Source organism: Streptomyces sp. NPDC031265 (assembly GCF_055570295.1).
This window is the reverse complement of the sequence record NZ_JBVIHM010000043.1, coordinates 1-26,034: the sequence shown is the minus strand read 5'-3', so window position 1 is coordinate 26,034 and position 26,034 is coordinate 1. Positions and strand designations below refer to the sequence as shown.

General features: G+C 71.9%; 15 protein-coding genes and 2 pseudogenes. 8 read left to right on the top strand and 9 right to left on the bottom strand.

All coding sequences use genetic code 11. The features are described from left to right. The first annotated feature begins 153 nt into the window (after window positions 1-153). Window positions 154-4,080: a type VII secretion protein EccCa gene (gene eccCa, locus ACZ499_RS37255; RefSeq protein ID WP_468681275.1), complete on the top strand. Its 3,927-nt coding sequence runs from the start codon at window positions 154-156 to the stop codon at window positions 4,078-4,080. 138 nt (window positions 4,081-4,218) lie between these two features. On the opposite strand, the gene ACZ499_RS37250 is transcribed toward eccCa, so the two are convergent. Together ACZ499_RS37250 and ACZ499_RS37245 are read right to left on the bottom strand one after the other, a co-directional pair. After that, window positions 4,219-5,424, bottom strand: coding sequence for a S8 family serine peptidase (locus ACZ499_RS37250; RefSeq protein ID WP_468681273.1), 1,206 nt, complete (start codon window positions 5,422-5,424; stop codon window positions 4,219-4,221). A gap of 33 nt (window positions 5,425-5,457) precedes the next feature. Then, window positions 5,458-8,799: a right-handed parallel beta-helix repeat-containing protein gene (locus ACZ499_RS37245; protein WP_468681271.1), complete on the bottom strand. Its 3,342-nt coding sequence runs from the start codon at window positions 8,797-8,799 to the stop codon at window positions 5,458-5,460. A gap of 264 nt (window positions 8,800-9,063) precedes the next feature. On the opposite strand from ACZ499_RS37245, the gene ACZ499_RS37240 reads away from it, so the two are divergent. Together ACZ499_RS37240 and ACZ499_RS37235 are read left to right on the top strand one after the other, a co-directional pair. Beyond that, the gene (locus ACZ499_RS37240; RefSeq protein WP_468681269.1) at window positions 9,064-11,808 is read left to right on the top strand and encodes an AfsR/SARP family transcriptional regulator; all 2,745 of its coding nucleotides are present in this window, start codon (window positions 9,064-9,066) and stop codon (window positions 11,806-11,808) included. 333 nt (window positions 11,809-12,141) lie between these two features. Then, window positions 12,142-12,747 (top strand): anthrone oxygenase family protein, encoded by a 606-nt coding sequence (locus ACZ499_RS37235; protein ID WP_468681268.1) that lies wholly within the window; start codon window positions 12,142-12,144, stop codon window positions 12,745-12,747. Window positions 12,748-12,821: 74 nt separating this feature from the next. On the opposite strand, the gene ACZ499_RS37230 is transcribed toward ACZ499_RS37235, so the two are convergent. Further along, window positions 12,822-13,364, bottom strand: coding sequence for a hypothetical protein (locus ACZ499_RS37230; protein WP_468681265.1), 543 nt, complete (start codon window positions 13,362-13,364; stop codon window positions 12,822-12,824). Window positions 13,365-13,596: 232 nt separating this feature from the next. On the opposite strand from ACZ499_RS37230, the gene ACZ499_RS37225 reads away from it, so the two are divergent. Then, the gene (locus ACZ499_RS37225; RefSeq protein ID WP_468681262.1) at window positions 13,597-14,886 is read left to right on the top strand and encodes an MFS transporter; all 1,290 of its coding nucleotides are present in this window, start codon (window positions 13,597-13,599) and stop codon (window positions 14,884-14,886) included. A gap of 181 nt (window positions 14,887-15,067) precedes the next feature. Here ACZ499_RS37225 and ACZ499_RS37220 read toward each other — a convergent pair whose 3' ends face one another. After that, window positions 15,068-19,285 carry a S8 family serine peptidase gene (locus ACZ499_RS37220; RefSeq protein WP_468681260.1) on the bottom strand — a complete coding sequence of 1,406 codons (4,218 nt, stop codon included), beginning with the start codon at window positions 19,283-19,285 and terminating at the stop codon, window positions 15,068-15,070. Window positions 19,286-19,376: 91 nt separating this feature from the next. Here ACZ499_RS37220 and ACZ499_RS37215 point away from each other — a divergent pair, with 91 nt between their 5' ends. Together ACZ499_RS37215 and ACZ499_RS37210 are read left to right on the top strand one after the other, a co-directional pair. Next, window positions 19,377-20,324: a helix-turn-helix domain-containing protein gene (locus ACZ499_RS37215; protein WP_468681259.1), complete on the top strand. Its 948-nt coding sequence runs from the start codon at window positions 19,377-19,379 to the stop codon at window positions 20,322-20,324. A 65-nt stretch (window positions 20,325-20,389) separates the two neighbouring features. Then, a pseudogene (locus tag ACZ499_RS37210) lies at window positions 20,390-20,590 on the top strand (TauD/TfdA family dioxygenase); the annotation flags it as partial. A gap of 16 nt (window positions 20,591-20,606) precedes the next feature. On the opposite strand, the pseudogene ACZ499_RS37205 reads toward ACZ499_RS37210, so the two are convergent. After that, a pseudogene (locus ACZ499_RS37205) lies at window positions 20,607-20,816 on the bottom strand (cupin domain-containing protein); the annotation flags it as partial. A 213-nt stretch (window positions 20,817-21,029) separates the two neighbouring features. On the opposite strand from ACZ499_RS37205, the gene ACZ499_RS37200 reads away from it, so the two are divergent. Beyond that, a complete protein-coding gene (locus tag ACZ499_RS37200) occupies window positions 21,030-21,830 on the top strand; it encodes a protein kinase family protein (RefSeq protein ID WP_468681257.1) in 801 nt (266 codons plus the stop codon). 227 nt (window positions 21,831-22,057) lie between these two features. On the opposite strand, the gene ACZ499_RS37195 is transcribed toward ACZ499_RS37200, so the two are convergent. The 4 genes from ACZ499_RS37195 to ACZ499_RS37180 form a co-directional block, all read right to left on the bottom strand. After that, entirely contained in the window at window positions 22,058-22,375 is a 318-nt protein-coding gene (locus ACZ499_RS37195) for a hypothetical protein (RefSeq protein WP_468681255.1), read from the bottom strand. 140 nt (window positions 22,376-22,515) lie between these two features. Next, window positions 22,516-23,286 carry a hypothetical protein gene (locus tag ACZ499_RS37190; RefSeq protein WP_468681254.1) on the bottom strand — a complete coding sequence of 257 codons (771 nt, stop codon included), beginning with the start codon at window positions 23,284-23,286 and terminating at the stop codon, window positions 22,516-22,518. Between the two features lie 148 nt (window positions 23,287-23,434). Beyond that, window positions 23,435-24,643, bottom strand: coding sequence for an FAD-dependent oxidoreductase (locus ACZ499_RS37185; protein ID WP_468681252.1), 1,209 nt, complete (start codon window positions 24,641-24,643; stop codon window positions 23,435-23,437). Beyond that, window positions 24,640-25,101, bottom strand: coding sequence for a hypothetical protein (locus ACZ499_RS37180; RefSeq protein WP_468681250.1), 462 nt, complete (start codon window positions 25,099-25,101; stop codon window positions 24,640-24,642). The genes ACZ499_RS37185 and ACZ499_RS37180 overlap by 4 nt, the downstream gene beginning before the upstream one ends. Before the next feature lie 100 nt (window positions 25,102-25,201). Between ACZ499_RS37180 and ACZ499_RS37175 the strand changes: the two genes are divergently transcribed. Beyond that, the gene (locus ACZ499_RS37175) at window positions 25,202-25,816 is read left to right on the top strand and encodes a PadR family transcriptional regulator (protein WP_468401923.1); all 615 of its coding nucleotides are present in this window, start codon (window positions 25,202-25,204) and stop codon (window positions 25,814-25,816) included. Window positions 25,817-26,034: the final 218 nt, after the last annotated feature.

Sequence of the window (26,034 nt, the reverse complement as noted above, 5' to 3'; positions counted from 1 at the left end):
AAGTCCGTGAGAAACGCGGAGCCCGGCCCCAAATCCCCCGACGAGCGCCCGGTGACCGGATTTCCGCACCGGTCGCCCCGGCATTTCCCAGGAAGGCGAACCCCTTTGAGCGTGGTCCTCATCAAGAGGCCTCCCCGGCGTCTCGGCCCCGAGATGCCCGATGGCGAACTGAGCCTGCAAGAGCCGCCGTCGCTGCCCGAGGCGCAGTCCGCGATGGGCAACATGGTCACGTACATGCCCATGGCGCTCAGCTCGCTCGGCATGGTGCTCATCTTCCTGCGTCCCGGCGAGGGCGGCGGGCCGCTGATGTACGTGGCCATCGGGCTGATGGCCGTCTCGGCCGTCGGCATGCTGGTCTCGCAGATCATCCGCAGCTCCGGGGACCGCAAGCGCCAACTGCGCGCGGAACGGCGCGACTACCTGCGCTACCTCTCCATCAGCAGACGTCGCATCCGCAAACTCGTGGCGCAGCAGCGGGCCGCGCAGTCCTGGCTCCATCCCGAACCGGCAGCCCTGTGGAGCCTGGTGCGCACCGCGCGGCTGTGGGAACGGCATGCCTCCCACGACGACTTCGCCGAGGTCCGCATCGCGCTCGGCGAACAGCGGCTGGGGGTGACGCTGACCCCGCTGAGCACCAAGCCGGTCGAGGACCTGGAGCCGTTGTGCGCGCACGCCCTGCGCCGCTTCATCAAGGCTTACGCCACCATCCCCGACCAGCCGGTCGCCCTGTATCTGCGCGGTTACGCCCGCGTCCTGGTGCACGGGGACCCGTCCACCGCGGCGGCTCTGACGCGCTCCCTGATCGGCCAGCTCACCGTGTTGCACGCCCCGCAGGACCTGCGGATCGTGGTGGTGGCCGACGACGAGCGCAGGGCCGACTGGGAGTGGGTCAAGTGGCTCCCGCACGCCCTGCACCCCAGCGAGACCGACGGCCTGGGGCCGGTGCGCCTGGTCACCGACTCACCCGCCGGTGTGGAGCGCCTGCTGGGCGCCGAGTTCACCGACCGGCCGCCGTTCGAGCCGGGCGCCCAGCCGCACGCCGACGAGCCGTACTACGTGGTGATCCTCGACACCCCCCACGTCCCGGCTGAACTGCGGCTGCTGGCCGAGGGCTACCGCAACTGCGCGGTCCTCGACGTGGCCGGGGCCCTGCCCTGGCGCCCCGGACGGAATGTGCTGCGGCTGCGGGCGGCCCCCGGGCGGCTGGAGATGGTCCGCACCGACCGCTCCGGCAAGGAGAACGCCACCTTCCTGGGCCTGCCCGATCAGCTCGGACCGCGCCGGGCGCGCGCACTGGCACGGCTGCTCTCGCCGTACCGGATGGGCGTGACCGCCGACACCGGCGAGGCACTCACCACCGACGTCCAACTCACCAGCCTGCTGGGCATCTCCGATCTGCGCGGCATGGACGTGGCCGCCGTCCAGAACGCCCGGGGCGGCGAGGCCCGTCTGCGCGTCCCGCTCGGCGTGTCCGGCGACGGCGCCCCGATCGCGCTCGACATCAAGGAGTCCGCCCAGGGCGGTATGGGCCCGCACGGCATGCTCATCGGCGCCACCGGCTCCGGCAAGTCCGAACTGCTGCGCACCCTGGTCCTGGCCCTCGCCCTCACCCACTCCTCGGAAACCCTCAACTTCGTCCTGGTCGACTTCAAGGGCGGCGCCACCTTCCTCGGCCTGGACACCCTGCCCCACACCTCCGCCGTCATCACCAACCTGGCCGACGAGGCGGCCCTGGTGGAGCGGATGAAGGACGCCCTGCACGGCGAACTGATACGCCGTCAGGAACTCCTGCGGGCAGCGGGCAACCACTCCTCCGCCCTGGAGTACGAGGCGGCCCGCGCAGCCGGCGCCGACCTCGATCCGCTGCCGACCCTGTTCGTCGTGGTCGACGAGTTCAGCGAACTCCTCGCCGCCCACAAGGACTTCATGGACCTGTTCGTGATGATCGGACGGCTGGGGCGCTCACTCGGCGTGCATCTGCTGCTCGCCTCGCAGCGCCTCGACGAGGGCCGGATGCACCAGCTGGAGTCCCACCTGTCCTACCGGATCGCCCTGCGCACCTTCTCCGCGATGGAGAGCCGGGGCGTACTCGGCGTCCCGGACGCCTACCAGCTGCCGCCCGTACCGGGCAGCGGCATCCTCAAGAGGGACACCGGCGCCCTGGTCCGCTTCAAGGCCGCCTACGTCTCCGGCGCCTACCGGGGCGCCCGGCGGGTGGCCCAGTCGGCCGTGGCCGACCAGGTCGTGCCCTACCGCACCGAGTGGTCCGCGCCGACGGCCCCGCCCGTCCCCGCCGCCGAACCGGAGAAGGAGTCCACCGACAGCCTGCTCGCAGTGGCCGTGCGGCGGCTGCGGGACGTGGCCCCGCCGGCGCACACGGTATGGCTGCCGCCCCTGGACACACCGCCGACCCTGGACACCCTGCTCCCGGCGCTGCGCACCGATCCGGTACGCGGACTGGGCGCCGACCCCCTCACCGGGCGGCCGGTACTCACCGTGCCGCTGGGCATCGTGGACCACCCCTTCGAGCAGACCCGGGAGCCCCTGCTCGCCGACCTCTCGGGGGCCGGTGGCCATCTCGCCGTCGCCGGTGGCCCGCAGAGCGGCAAGTCCACCCTGCTGCGCAGCCTGATCCTGGCGCTCGCCCTCACCCACACTCCCCGCGAGGTCCAGTTCTACTGCCTGGACTTCGGCGGCGGCACCCTCAACTCGCTGCGCGACCTGCCGCATGTCGGCGGTGTGACCGGACGGCTCGACCTGGAGCGGGTGGAGCGCACCCTCGCCGAGGTCAACCATCTCGTCGCCCGCCGCGAGCGCCAGTTCCAGGAGCTCGGCATCGAGTCCATGGCGGACCTGCGCGCCCGCCGGGCGGCCGGTGAGCTGCCGGACGAACCGTACGGCGACGTCTTCCTCGTCGTCGACGGCTGGGGCACCGTACGCCAGGACTTCATGGACATCATGCCGATGTTCACCACCTTGGCCTCCCGCGGCCTGAACTACGGAGTCCACCTCGTCATCGCCTCGACGCGCTGGGCGGAGATCGGCACGGCACTGCGCGACCAGCTGGGCACCCGCGTCGAACTGCGGCTCGGCGACAGCATGGACTCGATGGTGAACATGCGCGCTGCCGCATCCGTGCCGGCGATCCCCGGCCGGGGCCTCACCGACACCCGCCACCACTTCCTCACCGCGCTGCCCCGCCTCGACGGCGAGGCGGACGCGGCGACCCTCGGCGCGGGCGTGGCCGACGCGGTCGCGCGGATCCGCGAGGCCTGGCCGGGCGCCCCCGCCCCGCAGGTGCGCACTCTGCCCGCCGTCCTCCCCCGCACCGAACTCCCCGACGCACGTGTGGTCGAGGGCGATCTGCGGCTGCCGATCGGTCTGGAGGGCGAGCGGCTCGGCACGTTCGTCCACGACTTCGGGCAGACCCCCCACCTGCTGGTCGTGGGCGACGCCGAGACCGGCAAGAGCAACCTGCTGCGCGGGGTGTGCCGGGCGGTCGCCGAGCAGTACACACCGGAGGAGGCCCGGGTGCTGCTCGTGGACTACCGGCGCGGCCTGCTGGAGAGCGTGCCCGAGTCGCACCGGCTCGGCCACGCCGTATCGGTCGACATCCTCAAGCAGGCCGTGGAGGGGGTGGCACGGGCCATGCGCGACCGGCTGCCAGGCCAGGACATCACCGCCGCCCGGCTCAAGAAGCGCGACTGGTGGACCGGCCCGCAGCTGTTCCTGGTGGTCGACGACTACGACATGGTCGCCGGATCCGGGCTGTCCAACCACTTCGGCCCGCTCCTCGACTACCTGGCACAGGGCAGCGAGATCGGCCTGCACCTGGTGGTGGCCCGCAGCGCGAACGGGGCCGCGCGCGCCATGAACGACCCGCTGCTGCGCTCGCTCCTGGAGGTCAACACCCCGGCCGCCCTGCTGTCCTGCCCGCCCTCCGAGGGCTATCTGTTCGGCAACACCAAGCCACGCCAACTCCCGGTCGGCCGCGCCCAGTTGATCACCCGCCGGGGCATCACCCAGGTGCAGACCGCGCTCGACGAGGCGACCCAGGACGAGAGCTCCGGACGCTGGTGACCGCACCGCCACCACACGCCCGCCGGCAGGGGACCACACGGGCCCCCTGCCGGCGGGCGTCTGCCGGGACAGGCTCCGAGCGCGTACGGACGGAGCTGATGACTCTCGGTCCGGCCGCACGGCCGCCGACGAGCAATGTCAGCCCGCGCGGCCCGGACGCCAGCCGCGCCGCCGCGCCCGGGGCAGTACCACGGCGGCGCCCGCCACCAGCACGGTCACCGCGGCCGCCGACCCGGCGACGACCAGGGCCTGGCGCGGACCGTCGGCCGAGGCCCGGCGGGCCAGGGCGGGCGGGGCCGCCGCCCCGGACTCCTTCGCCGCGCGCTCGCCGTCGACCGCCGCGGCGGCGATCGCCTGGACGGGGTCCAGGGCCGCACCGCCGGACGGCCCGGAGCCGGTGCCCGTCAGGCGCCGCCGCAGCTGATCTGCCGTCAGGTCCGGCTGGCGCGCCAGGACCAGGGCGGCCGTACCCGCCACGAACGCGGTCGCCACCGCGTCACCGCTCCCGGTGAACTGGCCCGGCCCACCGGGCCCCGGCCCGGTCACCGCCACCCCGGGCGCGGTCAGCGCGCCCGCGACGGCCCCCTTGCCTCCGGCCCGCGCGGGCGGCGCTCCGTCCGGCCCCACGGCGGACACCGCGAGCGCTCCGGGCAGGGCCGCCGGGTAGAACGGGCCCTGCCCCTGACCCGCCGGATCGGCCGGCGCCACGATCAGCACGCCCTTGTCCCGGGCTTCACGCACCGCGCTCTTCAGGTCCTCGGAGGCCTCGGTGACCCCGAGCGCCACGGCGATGATCCGCACGCCGGCGCCGGAGGCCGACCGGATCGCCTTGGCCAGCGCCTGCGCACTCGTCGCGCCCTTGCGGTCGGTGGCCCGCACCGCGAGCACCCGGGCCCCCGGCGCGACTCCGGCCGCCCGCACACCGTCCACCTGCCGGCCCACCACGACACCGGCCAAAAACGTACCGTGCCCCACGCAGTCGTCGCCGGCGCTGCCGCCCGCCACCACATCGGGCCCCGCGACGACTTGGCCTTCCAGCGCCGGCACCTTCGCGGGCGCCGCGCCGGTGTCCACCACGGCCACCGTGACCCCGCTGCCACGGCTGAGCCGCCAGGCACCCTCCAGATCCAACGCCGCCTGCGCCCAGGGGAGCTGGTCCGTCTTCTTGGCGGAGGCAGGGGTGCATCCGTGGCCGTCTTCGAGTGTCGAGGGCACGGGCGGCAGGGAGACGTTGTCGCGGGCGGCCGCCTGGGTGGCCCCGGCGAGCGGAACGAGCAGGGCCGGCAGGAGAAGCGCGGCGGCCGCCGCCCGCCGGGGGGCACCGGCTCGCACAGAAGATCGCATGGTGGGAACCCAATCACACCCCGTGCACGCGCGTCACCGTGGACCGGGCTCTCCTCCCGTCAGGTCCTGGGGCAGCAGGCTGCGCAGATCCTCGACACCCGCGCGCGGCGTCCGTGAGAGCCGTCCCGCCTGACGGGTCACCATGCCCTCAAGGACCCGCCGGGCCTCCCGGGCGTTGCCGAAGGCCCGGTCGCGGGGCAGTACGGCGAAGTGTTCCCGTACGGCCGTGAGAGCTTCGGGCGTCAGCTCGTAGCCTGCCGTCTCGGCCTGCTTGCGTACGACGGAGACCAGTTCGTCGTCGCTGTAGTCGGCGAAGTGGACCTGCCGCGAGAACCGGCTGCCGAGGCCGGGGTTGGAGGCCAGGAAGCGCCCCATGGACTCGGTGTACCCGGCGGCCACGACCACCACCTCGTCCCGGTGGTCCTCCATCAGCTTGACGAGGGTGTCAACCGCCTCCTGGCCGAAGTCCTGACCCTGCCCTCCCTCGGGGGTGAGGGTGTAGGCCTCATCGATGAACAGCACTCCGCCCCGCGCCCGTTCGAAGGCCTCCTTGGTGAGCTGGGCGGTGTGCCCGACGTACCGGCCGACCACGTCCGCCCGCGCCACCTCGACGAGCTGACCGCGCGTCACCACACCGAGGGCCGCCAGGAGTTCGGCGTACAGTCGGGCCACCGTCGTCTTGCCGGTGCCCGGGGAGCCCGCGAACACCAGGTGGTGGCCGACGGCGGGCGCGGGCAGGCCCGCCGCCCGCCTGCGCCGCCCCAGCTCCAGCAGATTCACCAGGTCCTGCACATCCGACTTGACCGCCGCGAGACCCACCAGGGAGTGCAACTGCTCCAGGATCTTCGCGGAGCGGGCCCCGTCCTCGGGTATGCCGCCGCCCGCCGGTTCGCCCGCGCGCTCCGACACGTCCTGCGGCAGCAGCAGCGTCAGCGCGTCCTCGTTCACATCGGCCACCGTCGCAAGGCGCAGCGCCTGCCGGTCCACCATCTCCTCGAACACCTTGCGGGCGGCGCGGCCGTTACCGAAGGTCTCCCCCCGGGGCATGTCCTCGAAGTGGCCCTCCAGGGCATGCACGGTCCGCTCGGTGAGCGTGTAGTGGTGCGCCGCGCACATGGTGCGCACGATGGTCACCAGCTCCTGCACCGAGTAGTTCGCGAACTCGACCGTGCGGCTGAACCGCGAGGACAGACCGGCGTTGGAACCAAGGAAACGCTGCATCTGCGGCCCGTACCCGGCGGCCACCACCACGACGTCGTCGCGGTGGTCCTCCATCAGTTTCACCAGGGTGTCCACCGCCTCCTGACCGAAGTCGGGCCCGGTGCCCGTGCCGTCCTGGGTGAGCGTGTACGCCTCGTCGATGAACAGGACGCCGCCGAGCGCCTTCTGGAACATCTCGGTGGTCTTGATGGCGGTGCCGCCCACGATCTGCGCCACCAGGTCGGCGCGCGACACCTCCACGAGGTGGCCGCTGCGCAGCACCCCCAGATCCGCGAGGATCGCTCCGTACAGCCGGGCCACGGTCGTCTTGCCGGTGCCGGGCGGTCCGGCGAAGACGAGGTGGCGGGCCGTCGAGGGGGCCGGAAGCCCGGCCTCCAGCCGTCGGCGCACCAGCCGGTTCAGATTGACCAGCGTCAGCACCTGCTCCTTGACCGCCTCCAGGCCGACCAGGGCTTGCAGTTCGCCGAGCGGGCCCTGCTGGCCGGCCTCTCCCCCCGGTACGGCGCCCCGCTCGTCGGCGTCCGCCACGGGCGCCGCGGCCAGGGGGCCGTCGTCGGCCCCGGCCCATACGTCGGGCCGGGCGTTGCTCCGGCTGACGAGGTCGTCGACGGCCAGCCGGGGAGCGTCCCGCGGGGCCCGCAGCCCGGCGCCACGATTGTCCCGGACGGTGCATCCCGTGACCCCGACCGCCTCGGTACTGTCCACTCGGATGCCGTCACCGGCGTTGTCCGCGACCTCGCAGCCGCCGAGCGCGGCCCGCCCGCCCGCGGCCACCACCACGCCGGCCGCCCCGTTGCCGTGGATACGCACCCGGGAGGCGGCGAGCGACCCGCCGTGCTCGATCAGCACGCCCTCGCGGCCCGAACCCGTCAGCTCGCCGTCGCGCACGGTGCAGCGGCCGTCCGCGCCGACCGATACGGCCGCGTCCTTGGCCGCCCGCACCACGGTCCGTCCGACGAACGGGTCTCCCCCGCCCGTCACCCGCAGTCCGGCCCGCCCGGCGCCGCTGATCTCGCTCTCCTCGATCCGGCCGCGCCCTTCGCCGCTCACCTCCACACCGTGGCCGCCCACGGCGCTCACGGCGGCCCGGCGCAGCAGGGGGTTGGCTCCGCCCTGGATCAGCACTCCGCCGCCGCGCATGTCACGCACGTCCGGCCGGTCGAACTCGGCGACGCACTCCTCGGTGAGCGCGACGCCGACCCCCTCGCCCCCACACACGGTGAGCCGGTCGAAGCCCGGCCCCGCGAAGCCGCCCACCCACACTCCGGCGTCACCGCCCGCCGTCACCACGCACTCCTCGAACAGCCCGCGTGCCCGCCCGGTGACCCGTATCCCGTTGCCACCGGTCCGTTCGGTGGAGCACCGGGCGAGGCGGGGGTCGCTGCCCTCGTCCACGACGATGCCGTGCCCGGCGATGTGCTGGAAACCGCAGTCCTCCAGCACGGCCCGGCCGGTGGTGGCGACATAGGCGCCGACGGCCGCGTCCCTGACCACCGTACGCAGCACGCGGGTGGCACTGGCCTGCTCCAGCGCTATGCCCGGCTTGTCGGTGGCGGAGACCGTGCAGTCCTCGACGGTGCCCCGCCCCGTGCCGTTGGCGAGCACACCGTTGCCACGCGCGTCGCGGATCACACAGCGCCGTATCCACGGATCGGCGTCCTCACTGATCACCAGACCGGACGTGCCGAGGTGTTCGACGACACTGTCCTCGATGACACTGCGCGCGGCGGCGGTGTCGACGATCCCGGCGCCCGCGGGGTTGACCACCCGGCAGTCCCGCATCGCCAGCGACCCTCGCCCGCGGGCGAGGACGGCGGTCCAACCCGCGCCGATGATCTCGCACCTCTCCAGCGCGACCTGCCCCCGGGCGACATCCAGTGCGGGCAACTCCTCGTCCTGCCCCCGCACGATCAGGCCGGAGAGCTTGGCCGCCTCGGCAGTCACCGTGAGCGCACCGCCGCGCGGCAGCACCAACTCGACGGTGCCGGGCCCCTCCTCCGCCACAATGGTGACCACCCGCGAGATAACGAGGCTCTCCTCGTACCGGCCGGGCCGCACGGAGATCACCCCACCCGGGCCCACCCGCGCCAGCGCCGCACCGAGAGTGGCGCAGTCGTCGTCCTCGGCTCGGCCGACCGTCTGATGGGACCTCACGCGAACCCTTCCTCCCCAAATCACCCCGTCGGCCACGGCATCGCCCCAGCCACCCTCATCATGCCTGCTCACCCGCACACTTGTCCCCGGGAGCACTGTGCGGTCATTCCGTCACACAATGATCAATTACGCTGGTGAGCGCTGTACCGCAACCGCGGTCACGCCCCCGTGGCCCGGCCCCGAGCCCAGGTTCCCGCTCATGAGAGGCATCCGCATGCCCCCCTGCGAGACGACCGTCAGGTCAGCACCCCACGGGGCGCGGCGATGCTGACGATCCGGGTGCTCGGTGAGGTCGGGGCGCGGCTCGACGGCCAGGCTGTCCCGCTCGGCGGCCCGCAGCAGCGCGCCGTACTGGCCATGCTCGCCCTGCGCTCCCCCGAAGTCGTCGCGGTCGGCGAGCTGGTGGCCGGGGTGTTCGGCAAGGAGCCACCGGCCCGAGCGGTCGGCATGATCCGCACCTACGTCGCCCAGCTGCGCAAGCAGCTGGACCCGGAACGCGCCAACCACGCCAAGTGCCAGGTGATCGTCGCCGCCAGCGGCGGCTACCGGCTGGCCCTGCCCGCCGAGGCACTCGACGCGGCTGAGTTCGACCGTCTCGTGGAATCCACCGGGCATCTGAGGGCGGGCGAGGACGACGCCGCGATCCGGGACGTCCTCGGACGCGCCCTCGCGCTGTGGCACGGCGATCCGCTCACCGGACTCCCCGGCCCGTACGCGGAGGCACAGCGCCGACGGCTCGCGGAGAGCAGGACGGCCGCGGCCGAGCGCGCGGCCGGATGCGACCTGACGCTGGGCCACCACACCGAGACCGTCCCCCGCCTCACCGCCCTGGTGGCCGAGAACCCGCTGCGCGAGGGGCTGCACGAACTGCTGATGCTCGCCCTGTACCGCTGCGGGCGCCAGACCGACGCCCTGGACGCCTACACCTCGCTGCGGCGCACCCTGGTCGACGAACTGGGCGTCGAGCCGGGCCCCCGACTCCAGGACCTCCACGCCCGCATCCTCAGCGGCGACCCGGGGCTGCTGCCCCCGGTACCGCCCTCCCCTGCCCCCACACCGCCGAATCCCGAGACACCCCGGCCGCCCGCGCCCGCCGCCCGCCCCCGCGCGCTGCTGCCGCGCCGCCCGGCCGGGTTCACCGGCCGCGCCACCCAGCTCGCCGCCCTCGACGCGATGCTCGCCGAGGCCCACGACCCCGCGGTGTGCCTGGTGACCGGGCCGGCCGGAATCGGCAAGACCGCGTTCGTGTCCCACTGGGTCCACCGGGCCGCGGACCGCTTCCCGGACGGCGTGCTCTTCGTCGACCTGGACGGCTTCACCGACACCGCGCCGCCCGCCGAACCGGCGTCGGTCATCCGGGACTTCCTCGTCGCCCTGGGCATCGCCCCCGACGACATCCCGGAGAACCCGCGCGCCGCCGAAGGACTCTACCGCTCCCTGCTCGACGGCCGCCGTGTCCTGGTCGTCCTCGACAACGCACACTCCTCTACCCAGGTACGCCCGCTCCTGCCCGCCACCGACGGCTCCGTCACCGTCATCACCAGCCGCAACCGCCTGTCCGGCCTGGTGGCCAGCGACTGCGCCCGCCCGCTGCCCCTGGACCGCCTCGCCGCGCACGAGGGCACCGGCGTACTGCGCGCGGTCCTTGGCGAGCAGCGGGTCACGGCCGAACCCGAAGCCGCCCTGCACCTGGTGGACCTGTGCGACGGCCTGCCCCTGGCGCTGCGCCTGGCCGGGGCTCGCCTCGCCTCCCGCCCCGGCCGCTCGCTGTACGACGCCGCCGAGGAACTGCGCGACGAACGCCGCAGACTCTCCCTGCTCACCACCGACGACCTGGATTTCGTCTCGGTCCTGCGGCTGAGCCTGCGCCCCCTCACCCCGCGCGCCGACAGTCTCTTCCGGCAACTGGCGCACCACATCGGCCCGGACATCGACGAGAGCGCCGTGGCGGCGCTGGCCGGGTGCGACGTGGAGAGCGGCCGCACGGCCCTGGACCAGCTGGTCACCGCCAACCTCGTGGACCAGCGGGCGGACGGCCGCTACGCCCTGCACGACCTGGTACGGCTCTTCGCGCGTTCCCTGTCCTCCGGAGGCCGCCCGGACGCGCTGCTGCGGCTGCTCGACCACTACCTGTGCGGCGCGCTGGCCGCCGCGACCACGGCCGAGCCCGGCAGCCAGCCCTGCTGCCGACTGCCCGACGACGTCCAACCGCCTGTCGTGGCGTTCGCCTTCGCCGACCGCGCCGCCGCCATGCGCTGGTACGGCACCGAGCGACGTAACATCGTCGCCGCCTGCGCCGCCGCGGCCGCCGCCGGGCACCCCGACCGCGCCTGGCGCCTGGGCGTACTTCTCTGGCCCCTGATGGTGCAGCAGCCCCGCGCCGACTGGGAGCCGACCCTCGGCCACGCCCTGGACGCGGCCGTCGAACTGGGCGACCCGGACGCCGAGTCACGCGTACGCACGCTGCTCGGCTGGATACTCAGCGACGGCGGACATCACCGCGAGGCCCTGACCCATCTGGTGCACGCCCCCCGTCTGGCCCGGCTGGCCGGGGACCTGCCGGGCGAGGCGCTCGCGCTGGTCAACCTGGCGCAGGCCCACGAGCAGCTGGGCGACGGTGTGGCGGCGGTCGCCGGGTTCGCGCGGGCCGCCGCACTCGTCCGGGACGCCGGCCACCCCCACACCGAGATGCTCACGCTCTACCACCTGGCCCGCCACCACCTCCTGGACCACCGTCCCCAGGAGGCGCTCGACCACGCACGCCACGCCCTCACCCTCGCCCCGCCGCACGAGGTCGCCGCCCGCCGCGCCATGCTGCTGGACATCTGCGGGCAGAGCCTGCTCGCCATGGGCCGACCCGTCGAGGCACGCGACCACTTCGAGCGGGCCCACCGGCTGGCCGAACAGGAGGGCTACACCGAACTCGCGGCCGAGTGCCTGACTCGGGCGGCCGCCGTACGGAACGAGCGGCCCCGCCCGGCGCGGACCACCGGTGTTCACTCGGTCTGAGCCCCCGGCGGGCACAGCGACGACGCTCCACCGCCGCTGCCAGGCCCGCCCGGTCCGTCCCACCGGCGGACGAGGACTGGTCCCAAGGCTGCTGTACGGCAGGACGCGGAGCTTTCGCCCGGCCCCTCACGGAACCACTTTGGACACTCGCGTATGCGACTGAGCGTCTGCGCCATGGTCGCGCAAGTGCCTTCGCGATGAGATGAGTTCGTCACCAGGTGCGGCGGGGCGCCTTCTCCACGGCGAGGGTCCCCCGCACCGGTGGCCGCCATCGAGGAATGCACCGGTACGCGCACGACCGGTCAGGACTCTCAATGCCACCCGGAGGGCTCCATGAGTCACGCACAGATGTCCCGCAGTACCTGCCCGCCCGCCGCCGCGCCCGCCAAGGCGTCATCCTCACGGCTGCAGGCGAACCCGTCCCGGGACCGGCTGACGGGAATGCTGCTGGGCACCGCCGCGCTGACGATGGGTCTGATGGCGGGCCTCTTCTTCGCCTTCGACGTCTCCGTGATGCCTGGCCTGGCGAAGGCGGACGACCGCACGTACGCCACGGCCATGCAGAACTTCAACTCCGTCATCGACAACAGCGGCCCGTTCGCACTGATCTTCGTCGGCACGCTGGCGGTCACCGCGTGGGCCACGGTCCGCGCCTTCCGCAAGGGGCGTCGGGAGACGGGGTGGTGGCTCCTGGCCGCGGCACTCAGCTACCTGGCCGTGCTGCTGCTGACCATGGGGATCAACATCCCCCTCAACAACAAGCTGGCCGACCTGGGCCACCCGGGCCCCACCACCGACTACTCGGTGATCCGGGACTTCAAGGGAACCTGGGAGACCGCCAACATCTTCCGCACTCTCCTGTGCCTCACAGCACTCGGCGGCATCGCGCGCGCACTGATGCTGCACGGCCGCGCCACAACCCACCCCGGCAACAGCTGACACGTCCGGTGATCAGCGTGCAAGCCGGGGGCATGAGTCTGCTTCTACCGCCAGGCGGCTCCGCGTACGACGCGTCACGTTCCGTCGGTGATGTAGTAGTCGTTCTTGAGGTACTCCAGGGTGTAGCTGCCGAGGTCGCTCTCGGAGAAGGTGGCGGAGGCCCTGACCGCTTCGAGCGGCATCTCGATCTTGTCGGGCGTGCGCACGGCGACGCGCCGCGGATCGACCGTCGCGGTTCGCAGGGCCTTCTTCTGCGCGGGTGAAATCATCTGGAACACGGCGACGTACGTTGACGTGCACGGACCGAATCCCTGGTCCTCCGCCTTCTTCGCGCCGGGCCCGGCCACTTCGCATACCGTGGCGATGTCCTCACGGCCGAGGGCGTGGAGGTACTGCTCGTACCGCTGGATCGCGCGCTCCTTCGTCCTGGGTGCGGGCTGGTTACGGGCCGGGGTGGACGACGGCTTCTCGGTCCGAGCGGAAGCGGACGGCGTGGCCGACGGCTCTTTCGCCCGCGTGGAAGCGGACGGCTGCGAAGGCTTCACGTCCGCGTCCTCCTTCGTCTTCTCCGGACCGCACGCGCACGCCATCAGCGTCACGCACGCCGATACCGCCATGCTCACCATCGTCCGCGTTCTCATACGGTCCCTTCCACCAGCCGACAACACATCAAGAGGTCACGCAGGATCCTGGGGGACGGTTCCCGAGCCGGTCCAGGAGTCGCGACCGGTGCCGCGCTCGTCGCCATCGCGCCGACGCCCGTGAGTCGACCGCCCCCAGCCGACGGGTGGAAGAGGCGGCCCGGGCCATGCGGAGGGTGCCTGCGGGGGCGCTGCTAGCCTGTTCCGCATGATCGGGAAGAGCGCCAGGCTGCGGATATCCAGCGTGTCGGCGCCCAGTGGCCCGCAGCGTGCCCTCATCGTCGCGAGCTTCGTCAGCCGGGTGGGCAACGGGCTGTTCAACACCGCTGCGGTGCTCTACTTCACGCTGGTGGTGCACCTGCCCGCCGCACGGGTCGGTGTCGGCCTCACGATCGCCGGGCTGGTCGGACTGCTGGCCGGGATCCCGGCGGGGAACTTGGCCGACCGGTACGGGCCGCGCACGGTCTGGCTGACGTCGCTCACGATGCAGGCCGCGACGATGGCCGCATTCGTCTTCATCCACAGCTGGGTCACGTTCACACTCATCGCCACCCTGGACCGGCTGGCAGCAACGGCGAGCGGCGCCGCAGGCGGTGCACTCATCGCCCGTGCCGGCGGTGAACGCCCGGCCGCCTTCAGGGCGAAACTCCGCACGTTCGTCAACCTCGGCGTGGTCCTGGGCACCCTCGGCGCCGCCTTCGCCATCTCGGCCAACACCCGCACGGCATACACCGCGCTCATCCTCGCCAACGCCGCCAGCTTCGCCTGCGCCGGCCTGATCGCCCTGATCGGCGTCCCGAACTACCAGCCCCTGCCCCGGCCCAAGGAGCACCACCGCTGGGCCGTCCTGTCCGACCGGCCGTTCGTGTCCTTCGTCGCGCTCTACGGCGCGATGGGCCTGCAGTACCAGACCGTCTCCCTGCTCCTGCCGATCTGGCTCTCCGCCCACACCGACGCGCCCCGCTGGACCGTGGCGGCAATCTACGCGGTCAACAGCGGGGTATGCGTGCTGCTCCAAAGCAGGATCGGCTCCCGGGTGGAGACACCGCGCCAGGGCGGCCGGGCGTTCCGCCTCGCCGGGCTGCTCTTCTTGGTCAGCTGCCCCCTGATGGCCCTGACGGCGGACGTTCCGGCCTGGATCGCACCAGTGCTCGCCGTCCTCGCCGTCTGCGTGCACAGTCTCGGAGAGGTGTGGGAATCCTCGGGCGGCTACGCGCTCGGCTTCGGTCTCGCCCCCGACCACGCCCAAGGCCAATACCAGGGCCTCTTCGGCATCGGCTTCGACGCCGGGCAGGCCCTGGCCCCGCTGGTCCTCACGACAGCGGTCCTTGGGCTCGGACACGCAGGCTGGCTGCTGCTCGGCGTGTTCTTCGCGGCTCTGGGCGCGGCAGGCCCGCCGGTGGCCGCATGGGCGGAGCGCACCCGCCGCCCGAGCCACGACACGGCCCGCGCGACACAGGGTCGGCCCGACGAGGCCCCGCTTCCCGACACCGTCTAGTGCTCCGTGGGTGGTGGCGGCCAGGCTGGGCGGGAACGGCCCCGGCGGGCCGGCACGTCGTCAGGGGGCGCGGGACCAAGCCGGGATCGTTCGCCCGTCCGCCCACGGGGCCACGCCCGCAAGGAAAAAGGGGTGGCACGCCTGGTCTGGGCGAGCCGCCCCTTCCTCCACATCTATCCGGTCAGAGCTTCAGGCGGTGCACACCTCCCTGCACCGTGCCCACGTACAGCCAGCCGCCGGCGGCCGCCAGGCTGGTGGCGCTGAGGTTCTGCAGGCCGGTGGAGATGTTCTGCCAGCTGCGGCCGCCGTCCGTGGAGCGCAGGACGCCTCGGCCGCCGCGTGGCAGGGCCGCCTCCCAGTGGCTGGTGGTGGCCGCGTAGAGGGTGCTGCCCACCTGCAGCACGTCGCTGACCCGCAGCGGCAGCTCGCCGGTGTCGGCGGTGCGGAAGGTCTTCCCGCCGTCCGTCGAGACCTTGATCGCGTCGCCGCCGGTCAGCATCTTCGTCCCGGTGAACTCGATGGTGTCCACGCGTCCGTCGGCGACCTTGGTGAGGTCGTCGCCGCCGTTGTCCGAGCGGTAGAGGCCGTCGGGGGCACCGAGCCACAGCCGGTCCGGATTCCTCGGGTCACCCGCGACGGCGGTGAAGTACGTCTGGTCGTTGAGGAGGTTCTTCCAGGTGGTGCCGCCGTCCTCGGTGGAGAACAGGCCCTTGCCCAGGAGATTCGCGTACGCGACATACACACGGTCGGGGTCGGCGGGGTGCACCGCCAGGGCGAAGACCGTGCCGTTGCTCTCGCCCTTCTCCTGCCAGGTGGCACCCGCGTCGCCGCTGCGTTCCAGGTGGAAGTCGCCCCAGGCGCCATTGCGCACCCGCCACACGATCCGCGAGTCCTTGGCGGAGGCCTGCAGCAGCCGGGTCCCGGCGCCGATCCTGCCCTCGCCGCCGGTGTTTCCCCACTCCGCGCCGAAGACCGGCAGGGGCGAGCGGTGCGTACCCTGCTGGCCGGCCGCGAGCAGCTGGTCACCGCTGATGGCCAGGGAGTTGACGGTGCCGCCCTGGACGCCGAGGCGCCGGTAGTCCTTGCCGTCCGCCGTGCCCCGGTAGACACCGGCGGCGTCCGCGGAGACGGTGAGCGAGCCGTCGGCCCAGCGGTCGAAGTCGGAGGTGGTCGAGGCGCGGTTGACGGACGGCAGGGTGCTCCATTGGCGGCCGTGGTTGCGGCCGACCCGGATGTCCTTGCCGTAGCCGATGTACATGTCGCCGCCGGTGAGGGTCAGGCCCGTACCGCCGTATCCGTGGTTGTCCAGCGTCTTCCAGGTCTTGCCGCCGTCGAAGGAGCCGACGACGCCGGACCCGACCTCGTACATCGCCACGGTCTGGCTGTCCGCGACGACGGTGACGGAGACCTTGCCGCTCGTGGGCTCGTACACCTTGGTGGCTTTGCCCAGGGTGCCGGAGGACAGGCCGTCGCGCTTCCACAGCGACTTGCCCGCCGAGAAGTAGAGGCTGTCGCCGCCGATCGCCACGTCGTAGACGTCGTCGACGGGGATGCCGAGGGGCTCGGTGGTCCAGGTGTCGCCGCCGTCCTTGCTCATCAGCAGGTCGGTTGCGGTGACGGCGACGAGGGCCTTGCCCGCCTCGTCGGTGAGGAAGTCGGTGATCGGTGTGTCGGGGGTGTTCAGTGTCTGCCAGGTGCGGCCGCCGTCCTGGGTGCGCAGGATCGAGCCTGTGCGGGGAATGCCGGATCTGCTGTTGGCCGCGTACCACCAGCGCTTGGGATTCTTCGGGTCGATGACGGTGAAGGCCTGGCCGGCCACGTCGCCGAGCGGCAGCCTGGTGTGCTGCTTCCAGGTCGCGCCGTTGTCCTCGGTGGACCAGGGGCCGGGTTTGTTGTACTGGGTCAGGACGGCGGATCCGGCGGCGCTCGGCGCGGTGGTGATGTCGCCGCTCTCGGAGTTGGGGCCGACGGGCTGCCAGCGGGAGTTGCGGCTGTTTGCGGGGGTGACCTCGAAGCCGTCCTGGTTGCTGGTCAGTGTCTTGCCGTCGGTGGTCCGGCCGTCGGCGGACACCAGGTGGGCGCCCTCGCCGCGGCCGGTGATCTCCGCCTGGTAGACGTTTCCGGCGCGGAGCGTGGTGGTGACGGTGTAGCGCCTGCCGTGCGGCGGGGTGACGGTCAGCACCGGCGGCTTCGCCAGCGGGGCCGGGGTGAAGACGACGGCGGTGGACTTACCGTCGCTCGGGTCGGGGCCGGCCTGGACGAACAACTGCCGTACGACCAGGAGGTACGGGACGCGCAGTGCGGTGCCGTGCTCGGGGGTGACGGTGACCGTGCCGCTGATCTCGGCCTCGCCGTCCGGGCGGTCGGCCCGGAGGGTCACGGTCGCCGTCGCGCCGGCGCCCGCCGGGATGCGCAGGGTATCGGGGCTGACCCTGGCCTCGCCGCTCGCCTTCAGACGGACGTTGCGGGCCTTGGTGCCGGAGTTGGTCACGGTGAGCTTCTTGCTGCCGCCAACCGTGTGCTTGGCGAGGTCGGCGAGGCCGTAGGAGAGGGTGGCCGGGGTGGTGGTGATGCCGGTGCCCGCCGTGTCGGCGGCCGCGGCGACGTCGAGGCGGCCGGAGCCGACGGTGCTCGTCCCGTAGTCCTTGATCTGCTTGGTGGAGCCCACCAGTTCGGAGGTGACCTTGGCCGGGCTCTCGCCCGGGTGCAGCTGGCGCAGCAGGGCCGCGGCGCCCGCGACGTGCGGTGCCGCCATCGACGTACCCGACATGCGGTAATAGCCGGGTTCGTAGAGGGACTTGGGGATGGTGGAGCGGATGTCGTAGCCCGGTGCGACCAGGTCCGGCTTCAGGTCCCACCTCAGGCCGGGGCCGCGCGAGGAGAACGAGGCGATCTTGTCGGTGACGTCCGTGCCGCTGATCGTCACGGCCACTTTGCCGTTCGCCAGGCGGCGACCGAGCTCGGCGTACTGGGTGGAGTCCATGCCCAGCATGACCATGGTGTCCATGCGCAGCGAGTCGCCGGAGTCCTTGAGTGAGGTCTGCGCCGCAAGCGGGATCGAGCCGTCGTCAGAGGGGGTTGGGGGCTGGTCCTGCGACAGCGGGGCCGGTGCGGCGAACACCGGGCCACCGCCGCCGGACGGGCCGCCGATGAGGGCGATCGCGCCGCGGCGCTCGGCTTCCCGGGCCATCTCGATCTCGGTCAGGTAGAGGTCCCGCGAGGACTGGGCGACCAGCATGTCGATGCGGACGGCTTTGCCCTTGACGTCGCCGGCCCGCTCCCAGTCCTGCGCGGTGCCCCGCCCGACATCGACGAGCTCGGCGGTGACGGGCTTGACGGGCGGATTCGCGGAGACCATTCCGCGGTACGTCTGGATCTTCTCGCCGCCCTGGTAAGCGGCGCTCGGTATGCGCAGCCCGCTGATGGAGGCGCCGACCGCGACGACGCCGTCGGCGGCGGCCGGGGTGCTCACGGTGCCCCTGCCCGGGCCCTCGTTGCCGGCGGAGGCGACGACGACAACGCCTGCCTTGGTGGCGGCGGTTGCTGCCGCACCCAGCGGGTCGGTGCCGTCCCCGTAGCCACCGAGGCTCATGTTGACGACATCGGCGCGGTGCGGATTGGCCGGGTCGATCGCGGCCTCGATACCGGCCACGATGTCGGAGGTGTAGCCCTCCCCCGCGTCGTCCATGACCTTGTACGCCAGGATGCTCGCGCCCGGCGCCACACCGGTGACGCCGCCCTGCTCTGCGGCCTTGCCGGCGATAATGCCGGCGACATGGGTGCCGTGGCCGTTGTCGTCCATCGGATCGGCATCGCCGTTGGCGAAGTCGTAGCCGCCGACGACCTTGTGGCCCTGGCCGAAGCCGCCGCCGAGGTCGGGATGGGTGTAGTCGACCCCGCTGTCCAGGACGGCGACGGTGGTGCCCCTGCCGTCAGCGCTGTTCCCCGCCTGGTCCTTGCGCCGCCACACCTGCGGAGCGTTGATCAGCGGCACACTCGCATCGGTGAGGACGTGCATCTTGGCATCGGGGACCACGGAGGCCACTCCGGGCAGCTGCTTCAGCGCGGCGACCTCGGAAGCCTTCACCGTCACCGCGACCGCGTTGAGCAGCAGACTCAGCGCGCGTGGTGAACCGGCGTGCAGCCCGGCGCCCTTGGCCCGGTCGAGGAACGACTTCTGCCGGCCGGCGAGGGCGGCCCGGTCCGTGCCGATCGCCCGGGCGTCGGCGGAGCGCAGAACGCCCTTCCCGGCCGCGGCGGCTTGCCCGGTCAGCGTGACGATGACGCGCTGCTCCGGATCCTGGTGGGGGTCCGCGGTGGCGGACTGGGGCACCGCGGACAGCAGGCCGCCAAGGACGGCGACCGCGAGTGCGGCAGTGAGAGATCTTCGAGGGGTCATACCCGACCAAGTAATCGGAATCGCGTGGTCCAGACAACGTTTTGGCCTGGCCCATTGCTGCCCCTGGCACATACAGGCCAGGATCCTGGCCATGCCCCAGCTGACCGCTGCCGGAATCGACCCGTTCGACGAGAGCGTCTACCGAGCGCTCCTTGTCCGCCACACCGCCGCTCCCACCGAGCTGGCCGACGATCTGTCCTGCTCCACCGAGCGGGTCGCCCGCGCCCTGGACCGGCTGCGCGAAAACGGCCTGGTAGGGCGGCTCTCCGGAACGCGCCGCCGCTACGCGGCCATTGAGCCGGGCGCGGCCCTGGAGTCCCTGGTCCGCTCCCGTACCGCCGACCTCGACAGCGTACGGGCGGCCGCCGGCGAGCTCTCCCGCCTGTTCACCACGGCCCAGCAAGGCAGCTTCGAACAGGTCGAAGTCATCACCGGCGGCGAGGCTTTGGGCCGCTGGTTCGTACAGCTGCAGCAGGAAGCACGCGAAGAAGTCATCACACTGGACCGTCCGCCGTACGCACTCACCACCTCCAATCCGGTCGAGGCGACCGCCCTCACCCGGGGCGTCCGCTATCGCGCCGTGTACGCCCCCGAGGCCCTGGAATGGCCCGGCGTACTGAGCGACATCCGCGAGTTGGTGGACCACGGCGAGCAGGCCCGCGTCCTGCCCGGTCTCCGTATCAAACTGGCCATCGCGGACCGGCGCCTCGCCCTGATGCCGCTCTCCCTCGACTTCACCACAGAGGTCCGTGCGGCCGTCATTCGCCCCTCCGCCCTGCTGGACGGACTGATCGACTACTGGGAACTCTGCTGGCGCACGGCCACCCCGCTGGACGCCCCCGCCGACGACCCTCTCAGCGAGGAGGACCGCCAGATGCTCACACTGCTGGTCGGCGGCCTCAAGGACGAGGCGATAGCCCGCCAGTTGGGCTGGTCGGTGCGGACGAGGCGGCGCCGGATCAGCCGCCTCCACGAGGAACTGGGCGCGGCCAACCGCTTCCAGGCGGGGGTGATCGCAGCCCGCCGGGGGTGGATATGAAGCCCCGCATTGGCTGAGGCAGACGGCAGGCCCGGTCGGCCGCCGCGGGCGAATTCGGTCGCGCCTTCGAGGCGACTGCCCGCACCCTGCGCCTGACCCCCGGCGGCCTGGTCATCATCGACAACCGCGTCACCGTCCACGGCCGCACCGCCTTCCGCCCCCGTTACGACGGAGCAGACCGCTGGCTGCAACGCACCTACGTCACCACCGGCCTGCGCCGCTCCCGCGACCACCGCCCCCACGACGGCCACGTACTCGCCCGTTGACCAGCCTGAAGAACCGTTACCCCTCGGCCGGTTCCACGATCACCAACGTGCCACGGCTTCCGGGACGGACCGCGTGTGCAGCTCCCGCCGCCACCATGAACAGCTCGCCCGCCCGCACCGACACCGGCATGCCATCCACCTCCAGCTCCAGTCGGCCGTCGAGGACCAGCAGAGCCTCGGCGGCACCATGGCACTCCTCCTCGACCGGCAGCCCGTCCATGCGCACGCGGGCCCCGAGATTCTCAGCCACCTCAACTCCCTTAGCCACGGCCGAGGGTGTGGGCGCGGCGGGCGGCTACGCTGCGCCCATGGCAAGCCCAGCGCGGAAGCCTCCCGCACGCCCGCCCTCCCAGCCGCCGCCGGGGCGTCCACCCAGCGGTCCACGGCCGGACAAGAACCCTCCCTTTCCGCCGAATCGCCCCCGGGCGGGAGCCTGACCATGCGCGTCGAACGCCTCTCCTTCAACCAGCTGCCCGAAGAGACCCGCGCGGCGGTGGATGACCGGGTCGGTACGGGATGCACGAGCGCTGAGATGGCCACAGGGGACAGTTCTGGTGTGGCCACGCTTCTGTATCTCCCGGACGGCGGAAAGATCTTCGTCAAGGGTCTGCCTGAAGACCACGAGCGAGTCGGCGAGCTCGAAGTGGAGGCGAAGGTCAACCCTCGTCTGCCCGACTTCGCGCCCAAGCTGCTGTGGCACCTGTCAGCGGGCGGATGGCGGCTGCTGGGCTTCGAGGGCGTCACCGCGACCCCCTGGGCCGACTTCACGCCAGACGGAGGCCATCTGGAGCGCGTCGCGGCGGCGCTGCGGGAGCTGAGTATCCGGCCCGCACCGGATGTCGGCCTGATGACGGCCTGGGACCGGTGGGGCCACTACTGCGATCCCGAGGACGAGCCGTTGCTCCAAGGACGCCGGCTCCTGCACACCGACCCCGCGGCAACGAACTTCCTCATCGCCGACCGGGCATGGCTGATCGACTGGGCGTGGGCGGCACGGGGGCCGGGATGGATCGACGCGGCCCTGTGGGGCTTCCGCCTCGTCCTGGACGGTAAGCAGACCCCTGAGCAGGCGAAGGAGTGGGTCTCGGCCATCCCCGACTTTGCTGAGGCACCCCGCCGGGGGGTGCGCGTGCTCACCGAGGCCGAGGCACGGTCGTGGGAGGACTGGAAGGCGTACGGCGCAGTGGGGATCGAAGGAGCCACCAAGGCCGCCCGCGCATGGGCCGATTTCTGGGCCTGATCTGCGGCGCGCGGGAGTGCGCAGGACGGGAGCCTGGTCTTGGCCCGCCGCTCAGCCGCGCGCAGCCCGCGAGATCCGCCAAACGATCGTCACGCTCAGGCCCGCAACGGAGCAGAGACCGGCCAGTTGACGCCCACAGGGGCCTCAGACTCGCCGCACGGTACGAGGCCACCGTGCTGGTCGCGGCCATCGACGAGTGGCTGTGGTGCGTGCGGCCATCGGCTGGCTTATGGCTCGTACAGGGGGAGGAAGTGGATGACTGCTTCCTCGTAGGGGTGGGCATCGCGGACCGCCTGCTGGACGGCGCGGGCTTGCTCCGCGTCACAGACCGATTCGATCCTGCATTCCTCAGCGTGCTGCACGATGCCAACCTCGCCGTCATACGGCCGCGAGCCGGCCAACGGCTGCCAGTTGCCGGTCACCCTCCAAACGCTGGAACACCGCGCGTACTCGCCGACCCGGCCCGCCCCGGCCGCATGGAGAGCCTCGATCACTGCATCCGCATGACTCTCCGGGACGGATATCTCAATCTTCAAACGCACCATGACCGGACCCTAACAACCCATCGACCAGCACTTTCACCAGAGGCCCAGCCGTCGTCGCTCACGGCCCGTCTGATCCAGGGGTGTTGACCCGGGTAACTCGCCGTCGGCAGATCATCGGGTACAGAGCGTGTACGCGCACGTCAGTGGAGCCCCCGCGGTGCGACCGGCCATTTGTAGCTGCTGGGGCCGTGAAACTGGTAACCGCTGCCCAGCCATTCCAGCACGTCCCCCTCGCCCGGGGAGTCGCTGCGCATTCCGGCGGCCTCGCGCGGGTCGCCCGCCATGATCTCCTGGGCCAGACGCTCTGCCTGGGCGTCGGGGTTCTCGTCGGTGACCGGGCGGATCGTTCCGAACCGGCCCGCGAAGCGCAGCGCGCCATCGGGCTGCGCTTCGTAGTTGACGAAGTAGAGGCGTATCTCGTCGGCCCACGGGGACGACCAGACCGCGCCCGCCTCGCAGCACCAGTGGGCGAGCCAGTCGGTCCGGGAGCTCAAGAGATCGCCGAGGACCCGGGCGACGGTCTGGGCGGGCCATTCCCAGCTGGAGTCCGTGGAAGCCCGTGCCACTTCGGCGTCGTACTGCCCGGCATCGAAACGCAGCTCGTCGTCAGGGTTGGTGCCTTCGGTTTCCTTCAAGTCCCACACCACCGTGGAGCCCTCGCGCCGCATGGCGACGTCCAGGGCGGAGTGACAACCGCACGTCGTCGCCATCTCCACCTCATGCGGTGCTTCCCCCACGGCGAATGGCCCGTCGGGGACGAGCCAGCTGCGCGCGTCGCCGCAGGACGCCATGTAGTCCCGTTCGATGAAGTCCACCCCGTCGCTCAGCGGCCGGACTTCGGGCATGCCGTGCCGGTCACGTGGATCCGGCGGGATCACACGGATCCCGAAAACGTGCAGCTGCTCAGTCATTCCCCCAGCGTCTCCCCCGCCGGGACGGTTGTCACCGAGTTTTCGATCTGACGGCGCTCCGGTCAGAGACGCGCCCGTTCTGCGACGCCGGTGGCGAGCCAGTGGCGCGAGCTCGTCCAGGGCGCGCCGGGTAGCCGACGAACTGGAGCTACGTGAGCGAGGCCGCCTTCGCGTCCCAGTCGATGTGGTGGTCGAACTGCCAGGCCATCTTCTCCGGGTTGATCAGCTTCATGCTCACCGGCATCACGAGGTCGCGCAGTACACGGCCGACCGGGCCCGCGGTCTTGTTGCTGTTCGTGCGGGCGCCGAGCTTGATGATGCGCTCGACGCGGGGGCGGCGCAGTTGTTCGTACGCGGCGAAGGCCTGGTCGTAGGGCAGGTCCCGCAGGCAGCGCGCCAGTTCGACGGCGCTTTCGGCGGCGATGGAGGCGCCCTGCCCGGAGCTGGACGAGGCGGCGTGGGCCGCGTCGCCGACCAGGGTCATACGGCCGCGGGTCCAGGTCGCGACCCTTGGCATGTTCTCCATCGGGCCGGTGATGAGGAGCTGGCCGACGTCGGTACGGCTGATCATCTCAAGGGCCGGGGTGCGGTCGTCGGCGAACGCGGCCCGCAGGGCGCGCATCCACTCGTTCGCGCCGATCGCCCGGGCCTCGGCGACTGTCATCGGGGGGCGGTGGGGCAGGTTCACGAACCACACCGCCGAGGAGTCGTCGAAGACCTGGTATCCGAAGAATGCGCGCTTGCCGAAGCACATGTACATGACGCCGTTGGTGGAGGGCATCCCTGATGGGTTCATCCGCGCACCGAAGCAGACCAGGCCGGCGTAGTTCGGCTCTGGAGCAGCCGGGTCGATCAGGGGGCGGACCGTGGAGCGGATGCCGTCGGCGCCGATGAGGATATCGGCGTTCGCCTGCGTACCGTCCGCGAAGTGCGCGGTGATGCCGGAGCCGGTGTCCGTCGTGCCGGTCAGCCGCTTGCCGTGATGGACGGGTACGGAGCGGCGCTCCGCCTCGTCGTAGAGCGCACGGTAGAGATCGGCGCGCCAGACGAACTGCAGGGGCGGGAGGCGGGAGGGCGGGGCGAACTGCGCGAGGTGCTTACCCGTCCAGCTCCGTAGCCCCATGGCGGTGACCGGTGTCCCGATGGCGCGGACGATGTCGCCCGCGCCGATCGCGTCGAGGGCGTTCTGGCCGTTAGGGGCGATGGTCATGCCGCCTCCGGCCCCATCGGCCGTGGAGTCGTACGCCTCGTGGACGACGGCGTCGATACCTGCCTGACGGAGGGCCATCGCGGCGACCTGGCCTGCGATACCGCCGCCGATGACGAGCGCGGTGCGGGCTTTGCCGATGCGGGTCATGACTGGCGCCCCTTCGCGGGGGCGTCGATCGTCGGTACGCCGCCGGTCTTGTGTGCGCGGCGCACGTCCTGGACGTACGCACGGGAGAACATCGCCGACAGGATCGCGATGCCGCCGCGGTGGATGCGGATCTCACTGTTCGTCGCGGAGCCGGACAGATGGATACGGCGGCCGGCCGCCTTGTCGGGGGTGGCTGAGGGCCGGGAGTCCTTGATCCTGCCGCGGGCGGTCCACCTCAGGTTCCAGTGGTCGATGGCGGTGCCGTCGTCGACGAGCAGCTTGACCATGGCCCGGTCCATGTCGAGGTGAATCTCGACGTCGTCGGGGAGGCCGGGGGAACGGAGGTCGAGGACGGCAGCGCCGTGGCGTGCCTTGATCTCGAAGCGGCCGGCCTCGGTCCAGTTTCCCAGGTGCTTGACGAGGCCGTGGTCGGAGTGGATGCGCTCGGTGAGGGACATCTCGGTGGTTCCTCTCGGGGCGGTGTCGCGTTGACGGTTCGATAGTTGCAGCGAAACTAGTCTCACGTCAACTAGTTCTTCTGGGGCTAAAATCGGGCCCATGACCACATCTGCTCCCCGCAGCTCCCCGCTCGCCCTGACCGTCCTGGCTCTGCTGCACTACAAGCCGCTGCACCCGTACGGCATCCAGCGGCTGGTCAAGGACTGGGGCAAGGAGCAGGTCGTCAACGTCAGGCAGCGTGCGAGCCTCTACCGCACGATCGAGCGGCTCAACGGCGACGGACTGATCGCGGTCCGCGAGACAGGGCGCGATCAGCAGTACCCCGAGCGGACCGTGTACGAGGTCACTGACGCGGGACGCGAGACCGCCCGCGCCTGGCTGGAGGAGATGCTCTCCGCGCCCAAGCAGGAGTTCCCGGAGTTCCCGGCCGCCCTGTCGAACCTGCTGCTGCTCACGCCGGAAGAGACAGCGGACGTACTGGAGCGGCGGGCCGACGCACTCGCGGAGAAGCTCGACGGACTGGAAGCGGCCATGACCGCAGAGGCGGAGCAGGGCCTGCCGCGCATCACCCGCCTGGAGACCGAGTACCTGCGGGCCGTGACGGCCGCGGAGCTGGAGTGGGTGCGCGCGGTGGTCGAAGACCTGCGAGCCGGCAGCCTCACGTCGTCGAAGGAGCAGTTGGACGCCCTCGCGGCGGGGCCGCTGCAACAGTGAGCCGGCCCCGGGCGCGTCCGGGGACTGCCTGAGGCGTCGCGCTCGCGCGGCGTCAAACCCCAGCCGTTCGTCTCACTTCCGTGTCCTGTGGTCCTGTGGGCCAGGCCAGGGACATCGCCTGCCGTTACTGAGGTTTTCGGGTTGTCGTCGGGTAGTGACGCTTGATGATCCCTGCGGTATGCCGGTGAGGTGAGGTATCCAGAGGGTGGGGGCCTGAC